The organism is Streptococcus sp. A69 (assembly GCF_058556195.1).
In genome coordinates, this window is sequence record NZ_JBZUJU010000002.1 from 405,337 (window position 1) to 420,586 (window position 15,250).

General features: G+C 45.1%; 13 protein-coding genes. All 13 read left to right on the forward strand.

The window, feature by feature from the left end; genetic code table 11:
- Position 1: 1 nt before the first annotated feature.
- Positions 2-1,099, forward strand: a complete 1,098-nt coding sequence (locus AC4ME5_RS06020) for a nucleotidyltransferase (RefSeq protein WP_491800332.1) — start codon at positions 2-4, stop codon at positions 1,097-1,099.
- Positions 1,100-1,302: 203 nt separating this feature from the next.
- Positions 1,303-2,916 carry a ribonuclease Y gene (locus tag AC4ME5_RS06025; protein WP_491800333.1) on the forward strand — a complete coding sequence of 538 codons (1,614 nt, stop codon included), beginning with the start codon at positions 1,303-1,305 and terminating at the stop codon, positions 2,914-2,916.
- A gap of 134 nt (positions 2,917-3,050) precedes the next feature.
- Positions 3,051-3,677 carry a guanylate kinase gene (gene gmk, locus AC4ME5_RS06030; RefSeq protein ID WP_409002430.1) on the forward strand — a complete coding sequence of 209 codons (627 nt, stop codon included), beginning with the start codon at positions 3,051-3,053 and terminating at the stop codon, positions 3,675-3,677.
- Positions 3,678-3,701: 24 nt separating this feature from the next.
- The gene (gene rpoZ, locus AC4ME5_RS06035; protein WP_002874282.1) at positions 3,702-4,016 is read left to right on the forward strand and encodes a DNA-directed RNA polymerase subunit omega; all 315 of its coding nucleotides are present in this window, start codon (positions 3,702-3,704) and stop codon (positions 4,014-4,016) included.
- Between the two features lie 65 nt (positions 4,017-4,081).
- Positions 4,082-6,478, forward strand: coding sequence for a primosomal protein N' (locus AC4ME5_RS06040; protein WP_491800334.1), 2,397 nt, complete (start codon positions 4,082-4,084; stop codon positions 6,476-6,478).
- 12 nt (positions 6,479-6,490) lie between these two features.
- Positions 6,491-7,426 (forward strand): methionyl-tRNA formyltransferase, encoded by a 936-nt coding sequence (gene fmt, locus AC4ME5_RS06045; protein ID WP_491800335.1) that lies wholly within the window; start codon positions 6,491-6,493, stop codon positions 7,424-7,426.
- The gene (rsmB, locus tag AC4ME5_RS06050; RefSeq protein ID WP_491800336.1) at positions 7,419-8,732 is read left to right on the forward strand and encodes a 16S rRNA (cytosine(967)-C(5))-methyltransferase RsmB; all 1,314 of its coding nucleotides are present in this window, start codon (positions 7,419-7,421) and stop codon (positions 8,730-8,732) included. Before fmt ends, rsmB begins: the two co-directional genes overlap by 8 nt.
- A 15-nt stretch (positions 8,733-8,747) precedes the next feature.
- The gene (locus AC4ME5_RS06055) at positions 8,748-9,488 is read left to right on the forward strand and encodes a Stp1/IreP family PP2C-type Ser/Thr phosphatase (protein ID WP_491800337.1); all 741 of its coding nucleotides are present in this window, start codon (positions 8,748-8,750) and stop codon (positions 9,486-9,488) included.
- A complete protein-coding gene (gene pknB / locus AC4ME5_RS06060) occupies positions 9,485-11,374 on the forward strand; it encodes a Stk1 family PASTA domain-containing Ser/Thr kinase (RefSeq protein WP_491800338.1) in 1,890 nt (629 codons plus the stop codon). The genes AC4ME5_RS06055 and pknB overlap by 4 nt, the downstream gene beginning before the upstream one ends.
- Before the next feature lie 85 nt (positions 11,375-11,459).
- Entirely contained in the window at positions 11,460-12,218 is a 759-nt protein-coding gene (locus AC4ME5_RS06065; RefSeq protein ID WP_000344546.1) for a threonine/serine exporter family protein, read from the forward strand.
- 1 nt (position 12,219) lies between these two features.
- Positions 12,220-12,675, forward strand: coding sequence for a threonine/serine exporter family protein (locus AC4ME5_RS06070; protein ID WP_000176910.1), 456 nt, complete (start codon positions 12,220-12,222; stop codon positions 12,673-12,675).
- Positions 12,676-12,793: 118 nt separating this feature from the next.
- A complete protein-coding gene (locus AC4ME5_RS06075) occupies positions 12,794-13,966 on the forward strand; it encodes a hydroxymethylglutaryl-CoA synthase (RefSeq protein ID WP_491800432.1) in 1,173 nt (390 codons plus the stop codon).
- On the forward strand, positions 13,966-15,240 hold the full coding sequence (locus AC4ME5_RS06080) for a hydroxymethylglutaryl-CoA reductase, degradative (protein WP_491800339.1): 1,275 nt from the start codon (positions 13,966-13,968) through the stop codon (positions 15,238-15,240). The genes AC4ME5_RS06075 and AC4ME5_RS06080 overlap by 1 nt, the downstream gene beginning before the upstream one ends.
- The last annotated feature ends 10 nt before the right edge of the window (positions 15,241-15,250 follow it).

Consider the following 15,250-nt stretch of genomic DNA (forward strand, 5'->3'; position numbering starts at 1 on the left):
CATGACCATCACAGGTATTATCGCGGAGTTCAATCCTTTTCATAATGGGCACAAATACCTGCTAGAACAGGCTAAAGGGTTGAAAATTGTGGCCATGTCTGGGAATTTCATGCAGCGTGGAGAGCCTGCTATCGTGGACAAGTGGACACGGGCTCAGATGGCGCTGGAAAATGGAGCGGATCTGGTAGTGGAATTGCCTTTTTTAGTCAGTGTTCAGGCGGCGGATTTCTTTGGCAAAGGAGCTGTGGATATCTTGGCGCGGTTAGGTATTGATACCCTAGCTTTTGGGACAGAGGAAGTTCTGGATTATCAGAAAATTGCTGACTTATACACAGAGCAAGGTACTGAGATGGAGAATTTTGTGGATAATCTGCCTGATTCCCTCTCCTATCCCCAGAAAACCCAAACTATGTGGAAGGAATTTGCTAGTCTTGATTTTTCAGGCCATACCCCCAATCATGTTCTGGCTTTGGCCTATGCCAAGGCGGTTGCAGGACGAAACATCAAGCTTCAGCCGATTCAGCGTCAGGGAGCGGGTTACCATTCTGTGGATAAGGATGTGGACTTTGCCTCGGCAACAGCTCTCCGTCAGCATCAATCAGACCAAGATTTCTTAGAACGCTTTATGCCTTCCGTTGCCCTCTTTGAGCAGGCCCGTAAGGTGAGTTGGGACGACTATTTTCCCTTGCTCTGCTATCAAATTTTGTCAAATCCAGACCTGACGACCATCTATCAGGTCAATCAAGAAATGGCTGTGCGCATCAAGGAAGCTATCAAAACAGCCCAGTCTGTTGACGAATTGGTCGAGGCAGTTGCGACCAAACGCTACACCAAGGCGCGTGTCAGACGCCTCTTGACTTATATTTTGGTGCAGGCCAGAGAAAGCGACTTGCCAGAAGCTATCCATGTTCTTGGCTTTACTGAAAAAGGAAGACAACACCTCAAATCTCTGAAAGAGCAGGTCTATCTAGCCAGCCGAATTGGCAAAGAACCTTGGGATGCCATGACTCAAAAGGCAGACCAGATTTACCAACTAGGACACCCAAGTATAGCAGAGCAGAATTTCGGCAGAGTGCCGATAAGAATAGAATCAAACTAAGTCTACTGAAAGGTGGGCTTTTTTATTGTATGTTTTAATGAAAATGTCATTTTTAAGAGTTAGAAAGTTGGTTTTGTGATTTCAGAACTTTCTTCCAAAATTCACACAAAACTCTTCAATTTAGGTTTGTTTAAATTCCTTTTTTATGATAGAATATTAAGGAATGTATGTCATTCGATAAACAAATTTAATGAGGTAAAAACATGGAAATCATGACACTTGCGATTGCTGTTTTTGCCGTCATCATTGGTTTAGTCATTGGATATGTCAGCATCTCAGCTAAGATGAAATCATCTCAAGAGGCTGCAGAGTTGATGCTTCTAAATGCTGAACAAGAAGCAACTAATTTACGAGGACAAGCTGAGCGCGAAGCGGATTTATTGCTAAATGAAGCCAAGAGCGAAAGCAAGTCTCTTAAAAAAGAAGCACTATTGGAGGCCAAAGAGGAAGCCAGAAAATACCGTGAAGAAGTGGACGCTGAATTTAAGTCAGAACGTCAGGAGCTCAAGCAAATTGAAAGTCGTTTGACGGAGAGAGCTACGAGCCTTGACCGTAAGGACGACAATTTGACGAACAAAGAAAAAACACTTGAACAAAAAGAACAAAGTATTTCTGATAGAGCAAAAAACCTTGATGCACGTGAAGAGCAATTAGAGGAAGTCGAAAGACAAAAAGAAGCTGAACTTGAACATATCGGTTCCCTTTCCCAAACTGAGGCTCGAGATATTATCTTGGCTCAGACAGAGGAAAACTTGACTAAGGAAATTGCTAGCCGCATTCGTGAGGCTGAGCAAGAAGTGAAGGAACGTTCAGACAAGATTGCGAAAGATATCTTGGTTCAGGCTATGCAGCGTATCGCTGGTGACTATGTAGCAGAGTCAACAAACTCGACAGTTCACCTACCAGATGATACTATGAAGGGTCGCATTATCGGTCGTGAAGGGCGAAATATTCGTACCTTTGAAAGTTTGACAGGGGTCGATGTGATTATCGACGATACACCGGAAGTGGTGACCTTGTCAGGATTTGATCCAATTCGTCGTGAAATTGCTCGTATGACCATGGAAATGTTGCTCAAGGATGGCCGTATCCACCCAGCTCGTATCGAGGAGTTGGTGGAGAAAAACCGTCAGGAGATTGACAATAAAATCCGTGAATACGGTGAGGCTGCTGCTTATGAGATTGGTGCGCCTAACCTCCATCCAGACTTGATGAAGATCATGGGACGTTTGCAGTTCCGTACTTCATATGGACAAAATGTCTTGCGTCATTCGATTGAGGTTGCTAAGTTATCTGGTATCATTGCCAGTGAACTTGGTGAAAATGCAGCTCTTGCCCGTCGTGCTGGATTCCTTCATGACATCGGGAAAGCTATTGACCGCGAGGTTGAAGGTAGTCACGTTGAGATTGGTACGGAGTTGGCTCGTAAGTACAAGGAACACCCAGTTGTGGTGAATACTATTGCTAGCCACCACGGAGATGTCGAAGCCGAAAGCGTCATTGCAGTGATCGTTGCTGCAGCAGATGCCTTGAGTGCAGCGCGTCCAGGTGCTCGTAGTGAATCTCTTGAAAACTATATCAAGCGTCTCCACGATTTGGAAGAAATCGCCAATGGCTTTGAAGGAGTGCAAAATAGCTTTGCCCTTCAAGCAGGACGTGAAATTCGTATCATGGTTAATCCAGGACAAATCAAAGACGACAAAGTCACAATCTTAGCTCACAAAGTTCGTGAGAAAATTGAAAACAATCTCGATTACCCAGGAAATATCAAGGTAACCGTGATCCGTGAACTTCGTGCAGTAGATTATGCTAAATAAATAAGAAAGAGCAGTTGAAAAATTACTGCTTTTTTGTTACACTAGATAGAAAGACTGTAGAAGGATAACTGACGCGATCATCAGTATCCGAGAGAAATTTTACTTTATTTCACAGACTAACTAAAGGAGACATAATGGCAGACCGAGGCTTGCTAATCGTTTTTTCTGGTCCTTCAGGAGTTGGGAAAGGAACGGTTAGAAGAGAGATTTTTGAGAGTTCTGAGAATCAATTTCAATACTCTGTATCGATGACGACACGCGCGCAACGTCCTGGTGAAGTGGACGGAGTGGACTATTTCTTCCGTACTCGTGAAGAGTTTGAAGAGCTGATCCGTCAAGGTCAGATGTTGGAATATGCAGAATATGTCGGTAATTACTATGGAACTCCTCTGACCTATGTCAATGAAACTCTGGACAAGGGAATCGATGTCTTTCTTGAGATTGAAGTCCAAGGAGCCCTTCAGGTTAAGAAAAAAGTTCCAGATGCTGTCTTTATCTTCCTAACACCACCAGATTTGGATGAATTACAAGATCGTTTGGTAGGTCGTGGAACAGATAGCGCTGAAGTGATTGCCCAACGAATCGAAAAAGCCAAGGAAGAAATTGCCCTCATGCGTGAGTATGACTATGCCATTGTCAACGATCAGGTGCCCCTCGCCGCTGAACGTGTCAAGCGTGTGATCGAAGCAGAACACTTCCGTGTGGACCGTGTCATTGGTCACTATCAAGAGATGTTGCCAAAATCTCCAACCCCTCGATAAACTATAGGAAACAGGTACAAGCAAATGATGTTAAAACCCTCTATTGATACCTTGCTGGACAAGGTACCATCAAAATATTCACTCGTAATCTTGGAAGCAAAACGTGCCCACGAATTAGAAGCTGGAGCACCTGCAACTCAAGAATTCAAATCTGAAAAATCAACTCTTCGTGCTTTAGAAGAAATCGAGTCTGGAAATGTAACCATTCACCCAGATCCAGAAGGAAAACGTGAAGCAGTTCGTCTCCGTATCGAAGAAGAAAAACGCCGCAAAGAAGAAGAAGAAAAGAAAATCAAAGAGCAAATCGCTAAAGAAAAAGAAGATGGTGAAAAAATTTAAGGTTGGGGGGACTCAATCTTATTTTTTCTATTGCAAGAATGTAGTGACAAGAAGGAGGTGAGAAGATGGCTATCGCAAAAATTATCGTGGATGTTCCCCTGATGCAGACGGACCAGCCCTATAGCTACAAGGTCCCAGAGGAATTTGTAGACATGCTGGAAGTCGGTATGCGGGTCCATGTCCCCTTCGGTAAGGGCAATCGTTTGATCCAAGGAATTGTGCTGGGCTTGGAGTCCCATTCAGATGAAGAAGTGACAGATCAGGACTTGAAAGAGATTGCGGAGGTGCTAGACTTTTCTCCAGTTTTGACTCAGGAGCAACTCTGGCTGGCAGAGGAGCTACGTAAGTCTGTCTTTTCTTACAAAATCTCCATCCTAAAAGCCATGCTTCCGGGATTTTTAAACTCCAGTTATGATAAGATTCTCTATCCTTTAGAAGGCCTAAGCCAGGCAGACAAAGAGCGCTTGTTTGGTTCAGAAGATTCGCTAGCCTTTTCTTCTCTAGATTTAGCCAAGCAGGCAGAAATGATGCGCTTGACCAGAAAAGGTCTGCTCCGCTTAGAATACCAGGCTGTCGATCAGAAGAAGGTCAAAACCCAGTCTTGGTACGAGGTCCATGTTGAGCAGTTAGAAGGTATTGAGATTTCTGCACGTGCCAAGAAAAAGGCAGAGCTGAGAGACTATTTGCTGTCTCATCCTGGAAGTGCTCCTCTAGCTAGTTTGTTAGATTCCTACTCGCGGGAGCAAGTCAACTTCTTTGTGGAGCAAGGAGCTCTAACCCTAGTCCAAAAGGAAGTGCAACGCTCAGCCGCTTATTTTGAAGGCATTGAAGCAAGTAGACCTTTGGAGCTGAACCAAGAGCAAAGACAAGCTCGCGATGCTGTTATCAGTGCTATTAGCAGTCAACAGCCTCCTTTCCTCCTTCAAGGGATTACAGGAAGTGGGAAAACGGAGGTATACTTGCAAATCATCCAAGGAGCCTTGGACAAGGGCAAGACAGCTATTTTGCTGGTACCTGAGATTTCTCTGACGCCACAAATGACGGAACGGTTCATTGCTCGTTTTGGCGAGAAAGTAGCTATCCTCCACTCAGGCCTTTCCAATGGTGAAAAGTACGATGAATGGCGCAAGGTTGAGCGTGGCGATGCCCAAGTTGTCGTTGGCGCTCGATCAGCTATCTTTGCTCCTTTGAAAAATCTAGGTGTCATGATTATCGATGAAGAGCATGAAGCTAGCTACAAACAAGACAGCAATCCCCGTTATCATGCCAGAGAGGTCGCCATTTTACGAGCCCAGTACAATCAAGCAGCCCTAGTCCTTGGTTCGGCAACACCGAGCTTAGAAAGCCGTGCGCGGGCTGGCAAAGGTGTTTATCAACACTTACGCCTGACCCAACGAGCCAATCCTTTAGCCACCATTCCTGAGGTTCAAGTGATTGACTTTCGTGACTATATCGGGCAGAATGAGACATCAAACTTTACGCCTCCTTTGCTAGAGGCCATTCGAGATCGCCTGGATAAAAAAGAACAGGTAGTCCTCATGCTCAACCGTCGGGGTTATTCTAGCTTTGTTATGTGTCGGGAGTGTGGGACGGTGGATACTTGTCCCAACTGTGATATTTCTCTCACCTTGCATATGGATACCAAAACCATGAACTGTCATTACTGTGGCTTTTCTAAGGGAATTCCTCATGTCTGTCCTAACTGTCAGAGTCGCAGCATTCGCTACTACGGTACAGGGACTCAGAAAGCCTACGATGAGCTGGCAGAACTCTTTCCTCAGGCCCGCATTCTGCGAATGGATGTGGATACGACCCGTAGGAAAGGCAGTCACCAAGCTCTTCTTGACCAGTTTGGTCAAGGCGAAGCGGATATCTTGCTGGGAACTCAGATGATTGCCAAGGGCTTGGATTTTCCAAATGTAACCCTAGTAGGAGTGCTCAATGCAGATACGGCCTTGAACTTGCCTGATTTCCGTTCTTCTGAGAGAACCTTCCAGCTCTTAACTCAGGTGGCTGGTCGTGCAGGTCGAGCGGAGAAGGCTGGGCAGGTCTTGATCCAGTCATACAATCCTGAGCACTATGCCATTCGTTTTGCTAAAGATCAAGACTACGAAGGCTTTTATGCCTATGAAATGGGTATCAGACGCCAACTCGGCTACCCGCCTTATTATTTCACGATTGGGATTACCCTCTCTCACAAGAAAGAAGAAGAGGTTGTCAAACGTGCCTATGAAGTTATGGGAATTTTGCGCTCAGGTTTATCGGAAACTAGTAAAATCCTTGGACCAACGCCAAAACCCATCGCCCGTACCCACAACCTTTATCATTACCAGATTTTGATTAAATACCGTTTAGAAGATGAACTAGGACCAACCCTCAATCGAGTTTTGGCCTTGACTCAAGAACGGGAAAATAGCGAGCTTCGTCTCAGTATTGACCATGAGCCGCAACAATTTTTATAAGAAGGAGAAGAAATGACAAAACTAATCTTTATGGGGACACCTGAATTTTCAGCGACAGTTTTGAAGGGGTTGTTATCAGATGACCGTTACGAGATTCTAGCTGTTGTGACCCAGCCAGACCGCGCTGTCGGCCGTAAAAAAGTAATCCAAGAAACCCCAGTCAAGCAGGCTGCCAAAGAAGCAGGCCTTCCCATCTACCAACCTGAAAAATTATCTGGAAGCCCAGAGATGGAAGCCATTATGAAGCTAGGGGCGGATGGGATTGTGACCGCTGCTTTTGGGCAATTTCTCCCAAGTAAACTCCTTGATAGCATGGATTTTGCGGTCAACGTTCACGCTTCCCTCCTTCCAAAACACCGTGGTGGCGCCCCCATTCATTATGCCTTGATTCAAGGGGATGAGGAAGCCGGTGTGACCATTATGGAGATGGTTAAGGAAATGGATGCAGGAGATATGATTTCCCGTCGCAGTATTCCTATCACAGATGAGGATAATGTTGGAACCTTATTTGAGAAATTAGCGATTGTTGGTCGTGACTTGCTTTTGGATACTCTTCCTGGCTATATAGCTGGTGAAATTCAGCCAGAACCACAAGATCCTAGTCAGGTCACTTTCTCGCCAAATATTAAACCAGAAGAAGAGAAACTCGATTGGACTAAAACCAATCGTCAACTCTTTAACCAAATCAGAGGGATGAATCCATGGCCTGTTGCCCACACTTTTCTCAAAGGAGACCGCTTTAAGATCTATGAAGCCCTGCCAGTAGAAGGTCAGGGAGCTCCAGGCGAGATCCTGTCTATTGGCAAGAAGGAATTGATTGTCGCAACGGCTGAAGGAGCTCTGTCTCTCAAGCAAGTGCAGCCAGCAGGTAAGCCTAAGATGGACATTGCTTCCTTCCTCAACGGAGTTGGACGAACATTGACTGTAGGAGAACGATTTGGTGACTAAAGTAGAAACGGCTAGAAATCTAGCTCTAGCAGTGCTAGAGGATGTTTTGGTTAACCAAGCATATTCCAATATTGCTTTAAATAAACACCTCAAGGGGAGTCACCTCTCAGCAGCAGATAAGGGTTTGGTGACAGAGATTGTCTACGGTACGGTAGCCCGAAAACTGACTCTGGAATGGTACCTGTCCCACTTTATCGAAGACCGGGATAAGCTAGATAACTGGCTCTATATCCTGCTCCTCCTGAGCGCTTACCAACTTCGGTATCTGGATAAAATTCCTAATCACGCTGTTGTTAATGAAGCAGTGGAACTAGCCAAAGCCCGTAAAAAAGGCAGTGAAAAATTAGTCAACGCCGTCCTTCGCCGTATCGTGCGAGAAGGGTGGCCAGATATTGACAGCATCAAACGCAAAAACAAGCGTGATTCCATTGCCTATTCTCTCCCAGTTTGGCTAGTATCTAAGCTCAAGGAAGAGTACGGGGAAGAGCGAGCCCAAGCCATTTTTGAAAGCCTTTTGGTGCGTAACAAAGCCAGCATTCGGGTGACTGACTTGAGCCGAAAAGAGGAAATCAAAGCTGTGTTAGAGACGACTGATTCCCCTTTGGCGGCCACAGGTCTGGTCAAGGAGCAAGGCCACTTTGCAGGTCATGATTTGTTCGCAGAAGGGGCTATAACCATCCAAGATGAATCCAGTCAACTGGTTGCTCCGACTCTTGATCTACAAGGTGATGAACAGGTCCTAGATGCCTGTGCCGCTCCGGGTGGAAAAACAGCCCATATGGCCTCTTACCTCACATCCGGTAAGGTGACGGCTTTGGATCTTTATGACCATAAGTTGGACTTGATCCAAGAAAATGCGGAGCGTTTAGGTGTGGCAGATCAAGTGCAAACGCAAAAATTGGATGCCAGAAAGGTGCATGAGTTTTTTGAAAAGGACTCTTTTGATAAGATTTTGGTAGATGCTCCCTGTTCTGGGATTGGACTCTTGCGTCGTAAACCAGACATCAAATACAATAAGGAAACGGCAGATTTCACGTCCTTACAGGAAATTCAGCTGGAAATATTAGGTAGTGTTTGTCAAACGCTACGAAAAGGTGGTATAATAACGTATAGTACCTGTACTATTGTCTCTGAGGAGAACTTTCAAGTCGTTGAGGCGTTTTTAGAAAGTCACCCCGAGTTCGAGCAGGTTAAACTAGAACACGAATGCAAAGATATCCTGAAAGATGGCTGCATCCTGATTACTCCTGAATTGTATGGAAGTGATGGATTCTTTATCAGCCAATTTCGCAAGATATCAGAATAGGAAGGAACTGACACAATGGAAATAGCATTATTAACAGATGTTGGTCAGAAACGGACAAATAATCAGGACTATGTCAATCACTTTGTCAACCGAGCAGGACGCACTATGATCATCTTGGCTGACGGAATGGGAGGACACCGTGCAGGAAATATCGCTAGTGAGATGGCAGTCACAGACCTCGGTGTGGATTGGGTAGATACTCAAATTAACTCAGTCAATGAAGTTCGTGAGTGGTTTGCCCACTACCTAGGGATTGAAAATCAAAAAATTCATCAACTAGGTCAGGACGAAGCATATAGAGGCATGGGAACAACGCTAGAAGCTGTTGCGTTTATTGACAACCAAGCCATCTATGCTCACATTGGAGATTCTCGTATCGGTTTGATTCGTGGAGAAGAATACCACCAGTTGACGAGTGACCATTCCTTGGTTAATGAATTGCTCAAAGCTGGTCAATTGACTCCAGAAGAGGCAGAAACTCACCCTCAAAAGAATATCATCACCCAGTCTATCGGACAAAAAGATGAAATTCAACCCGATTTTGGAATGATTACACTGGAGTCTGGGGATTATCTCCTACTCAACAGTGATGGCTTGACCAATATGATTTCGGCTGGCGAGATTTATGATATCGTAACCAGCGATATTTCCCTAGCAGACAAGGCGGCAACCCTCATTCGCTTCGCTAACAATGCAGGAGGTTTAGACAACATTACGGTTGCCCTTGTTTACATGAACGAGGAGGCAGCAGAATGATCCAAATCGGCAAGATTTTTGCCGGGCGGTATCGGATTGTCAAGCAGATTGGTCGAGGAGGCATGGCAGATGTATACTTGGCCAAGGATTTGATCCTAGACGGGGAAGAAGTGGCAGTGAAGGTCCTGAGAACCAACTACCAGACGGACCCGATTGCTGTGGCACGTTTCCAACGTGAAGCGAGGGCCATGGCGGATCTGGACCATCCTCATATCGTTCGGATAACAGATATTGGTGAGGAAGACGGTCAACAGTACCTAGCTATGGAATACGTAGCAGGCCTTGACCTCAAGCGTTATATCAAAGAACACTATCCTCTTTCAAACGAAGAAGCAGTTCGGATTATGGGACAAATCCTCTTAGCCATGCGCTTAGCCCATACTCGAGGAATTGTTCACCGGGATTTGAAACCTCAAAATATCCTCTTGACACCAGACGGCACAGCTAAGGTCACGGACTTTGGGATTGCCGTAGCCTTTGCGGAGACCAGTCTGACCCAGACCAACTCAATGTTAGGCTCCGTTCATTATTTGTCACCTGAACAAGCGCGTGGTTCTAAAGCGACCTTCCAGAGTGATATCTATGCAATGGGGATTATCTTCTATGAAATGCTGACGGGGCATATCCCTTATGATGGGGATAGTGCGGTTACGATTGCCCTACAGCATTTCCAGAAGCCACTTCCGTCCGTCATAGCTGAAAACCCATCTGTCCCTCAGGCTTTAGAAAATGTTGTCATCAAGGCAACTGCTAAGAAGCTGTCAGATCGTTATCAGTCTGTTTCAGAAATGTATGTGGACTTGTCAACTAGCTTGTCTTATAATCGCCGGAATGAACCGAAACTGGTCTTTGACGATGCGAGTAAGGCAGACACTAAGACTTTACCTAAAGTTCCACAAAGTACACTGACATCGATTCCTAAAGCTCCGGCGCAGGAAGAACGCCCTCAGCCAAAGAAACCAACTCAACCGGTGGCAGAGCCGGCTCCAGCGCCAAAGCCAGCCAAGAAACGGAAGTTTAAGGCTCGCTATATGATTCTTTTGGCTAGTCTCCTATTGGTTGTAGCCTCTTTGGTCTGGATTTTGTCAAGAACACCAGCAACGCTTGCTATTCCTGACGTAGCTGGACAAACCGTTGCAGAGGCTAAGGAAGCTCTTAAAAAATCCAAGTTTGAAGCCGGTGAAGAAAAGTCAGAGGCCAGCGATACCGTAGCAGAAGGACGTGTTATTCGAACGGATCCAGAAGCTGGTAGCGGCCGAAAAGAAGGAACCAAGGTTAATTTGATTGTTTCTTCTGGTAAGAAATCCTTCCAATTGAGTAATTACGTCGGACGCAAGTATACGGATGTCGTAGCTGAACTCAAGGGGAAGAAGGTTCCTGAGAATCTAATCAAGATGGAAGAGGAGGAATCCAGCGAAAGCGAACCTGGAACCATTCTCAGACAAAGTCCTGCGGCAGGTACGACTTATGATCTTTCAAAAGCCAGCACAATTACTTTAACGGTTGCTAAGAAAGTAACAAGTGTTTCTATGCCAAGTTATATTGGTTCAAGTCTCGAATTTACAAAGAATAATTTGACTCAGATTGTCGGTGTAAAAGAGGCTAATATTGAGGTTGTCGAGGTTTCGACTGCTCCTGAAGGGACAGCAGAAGGTACAGTTGTAGATCAAACACCAAAAGCGGGTGAACAGGTTGACCTTGCTAGCACGCGTATCAAACTTTCCATCTACAAACCGAAAACACCACCGTCAACTTCATCTTCTAGTTCTGCACAACGTGGGAACCAAGGTTCTTCTACAACTCCAAATCAGGGGAATCAACAAGGAAACACTCCTTCAACTAGTCAATCAAATAGTGAAGGAACACGTGAAAGTTCTCGAGATTAAACGAATCTTTGTCATGATTTCATGACAAAGATTTTTTTTCATTGATTTTTGTGATAAAATATAGGAAGCAGAAAAGGAGGAGAAAATGGACGAATCAAGAGAGTTGAATGCCGTTATTGATGTCATTATGTTAGCTGGAACCATTCTCTTAAAAAGCGGTTCGGAGATTTATCGGGTTGAGGACACCATGATCCGTATCGCTCATTCACAGGGAATAGTGGATTGCAACGTTCTTGCCATGCCAGCAGCTATTTTCTTTTCTATTGAGAATACCAATATTTCTCGTATGAAACGGGTCACTTCTTCCTCCTACAACATCGAAAAAGTCTGCGATGTCAACCAAGTATCACGGGAGCTTGTCGGAGGGCAAATCGATCTCTCTACAGCCTTTGAAAGGCTAAAGGAAATCAGAAATCAAGCTCTTCCTTATACCAAGTTCCAAGTGACTATTGCAGCAACTCTCAGTGCCCCTTTTTTCTCGATTATGTTCGGGGGGAATACCTATGATGCTTTTGGTGCAGCCATTGCGACCTTACTTGGTTTTGCTTTCTCTCTCTATGTAGAGAAGTTTGTCCGCATTCCTTTTGTAACCGCCTTTGCGGGAGCCTTTGTTTTTGGCTTGATTGCCCAGTTCTGGGCCCGCTATACAGGATTTCCTTCGACGGCAGACTTGATCATAGCGGGAGCCGTCATGCCTTTTGTTCCAGGGATTGCTCTGACAAATGCAGTTCGGGATATCATGACCAACCATATCAACTCTGGTATGAGCAAGATGTTTGAATCCCTGCTCATTACCCTCGCTTTAGGGGCCGGTACCTCCGTCGCCCTAGTTTTGATGACATAAGATGACTCTAACAAGTATTTTACTCCAAGCAGTAGCGAGTTTACTCGCCATTATCACCTTTCTAATCGTACTGAATGTTCAACGCTCTATGCTCCTACCTGGTGGTGTTCTGGGAATGGGTGTCTGGCTCCTCTATCTTGTACTTAAAGAACCAACCAATGTTATTGTTGCGACCTTTATCGCAGCGGTGGTTGGTTCTTGTATCAGCCAAATTTTAAGTATTGTATATAAGACGCCAGCAGTGGTCTTTGTCTTGGCCATTCTTGCCCCCTTAGTACCTGGTTATCTATCCTATCGAACGACAGCTTTCTTTGTGACAGGCGATTACAGTCATGCCCTTACCAGTGCAACGCTAGTAGTTATGTTGGCTCTGGTCATTTCTATCGGGATGGCAAGTGGAACAGTGATTCTAAAACTTTATTACTATATCCGAAAACAGCGAGGCATATCCTCCTAATGCTGTCAAAGCAAAGACTTGATTTGTTGAATCAAGTCTTTTTTCTCTCATTTGTTCCTATTTGTGATAAAATAGAATAGAACGATTTTTTACAATGAATGAAAAAACAGAGGTAAATATGACAATCGGTATTGATAAGATTGGTTTTGCGACCAGTCAATATGTCTTGAAATTACAAGACCTAGCAGAAGCAAGAGGAGTTGATCCGGATAAATATAGTAAGGGTCTCTTATTAAACGAAATTAGCATTGCACCATTGACTGAGGATGTTGTCACCTTAGCTGCCAGTGCAAGTAACTCTATTCTAACAGACAAAGAAAAAGAAGAAATCGACATGGTTATCGTGGCGACCGAGTCAGGGATTGACCAGAGTAAGGCAGCAGCGGTCTTTGTTCACGGTCTATTAGGTATCCAGCCGTTCGCTCGCAGTTTTGAAATCAAAGAAGCTTGTTACGGAGCAACAGCTGCCCTCCATTATGCCAAGTTGCATGTGGAAAATTCTCCAAAGTCCAAGGTCTTGGTCATCGCCAGCGATATTGCCAAGTATGGTGTAGCGACTCCAGGTGAACCAACTCAGGGAGCTGGGAGTGTGGCGATGTTGATTACGCAAAATCCGCGTACCATGGCCTTTAACAATGATAATGTTGCCCAAACGCGTGACATTATGGATTTCTGGCGCCCGAACTATTCAACCACTCCTTATGTAAACGGCTTGTACTCAACTCAGCAATATCTTGACAGTCTTACGACGACTTGGGATGAATACAAGAAACGTTATGATTGGACTATGAATGATTTTGCGGCCATCTGCTTCCACTTGCCTTATCCCAAATTAGCCCTAAAAGGCTTGCGCAAGATGATGGATAAGACTTTGTCTCAGGAAAAAAAGGATAGTCTTCAAGAAAACTTTGATAAGTCCATTCTCTACAGTCAGATGATTGGGAATATCTACACAGGTTCCCTCTTCCTTGGGCTTCTCTCCCTTTTGGAAAATGCAGAAAATTTGAAGGCTGGAGATAAAATTGTCCTCTACAGTTACGGAAGTGGAGCGGTTTCAGAGTTCTTTAGTGGAGAACTGATTGAAGGTTATGAAGCTTACCTTGATAAGGATCGCTTGAGCAAACTCAAGCAACGTACAGCATTGTCTGTTGCGGACTATGAAAAAGTCTTCTTCGAAGAGGTAGAGTTGGATGAATCGGGTTCAGCCCAGTTTGCAGGTTTTGAAAATCAAGACTACGCCTTGGTTGAAATTCTCGACCACCAACGTCGTTATAGCAAGGTTGAAAAATAATGAAGAGAAGTTGGAATGGATTTTCTAAAAAGTCATACCATGAGCGCCTTGAGTTACTGAAAGCTCAGGCGCTCCTTAGTCCTGAAAAGCAAACCAGTCTGGAGCAGGATGAACAAATCAGCTTGGCAGTTGCAGATCAGCTGAGTGAGAATGTAGTGGGAACTTTTTCTCTGCCTTATTCTATCATTCCAGAGCTTTTGGTGAACGGTCAGGACTACATAGTTCCCTATGTGACAGAAGAACCCTCAGTGGTTGCTGCGGCCAGCTATGCAAGTAAAATCATCAAGCGAGCAGGTGGCTTTACTGCTAAAGTACATGAGCGCCAGATGATTGGTCAGGTAGCCCTTTATCAAGTTGCTAATCCAGATCTAGCGCAAGAGAAGATTGCCAGCAAGAAGGCAGAGCTCTTAGAACTTGCCAATCAAGCCTATCCCTCCATCGTCAAACGTGGTGGTGGGGCGCGTGATTTGCATGTAGAGCAGATCAAAGGTGAAACAGACTTTCTCGTCGTCTATCTCCATGTCGATACTCAGGAAGCCATGGGAGCCAATATGCTTAACACCATGCTGGAAGCCTTGAAACCAGTCTTAGAAGAACTCAGTCAGGGACAGAGTCTTATGGGAATTTTGTCCAACTACGCGACCGATTCTCTGGTGACTGCAAGCTGTCGTATCGCCTTTCGCTACTTGAGTCCCCAAAGGGACCAAGGACGAGAAATTGCGGAGAAAATAGCTTTGGCTAGCCAGTTTGCACAGGCTGATCCCTACCGAGCAGCTACTCACAATAAAGGGATTTTTAATGGTATTGATGCCATTTTGATTGCCACTGGTAATGACTGGCGCGCCATCGAAGCTGGGGCCCATGCCTTTGCCAGTCGAGATGGACGCTATCAAGGTCTTAGTCAATGGACACTGGACATGGAAAGAGAAGAATTGGTCGGTGAGATGACCCTACCCATGCCGGTAGCGACCAAGGGTGGCTCAATCGGTCTCAACCCGCGTGTAGCCCTCAGTCATGAACTACTGGGAAATCCTTCTGCCAAAGAATTAGCTCAGATTATCGTGTCTATCGGTCTCGCCCAAAACTTTGCGGCCCTCAAAGCCTTGGTAAGTACGGGCATCCAGCAAGGCCACATGAAATTGCAGGCCAAATCCTTAGCTCTCCTAGCTGGTGCTAGTGAGTCTGAAGTTGCTCCCCTCGTTGAGCGCCTCATCGCAGATAAAACCTTTAACTTAGAGACAGCCCAGCGCTATCTAGAAAACTTAAGATCATAAAAAACTCAGA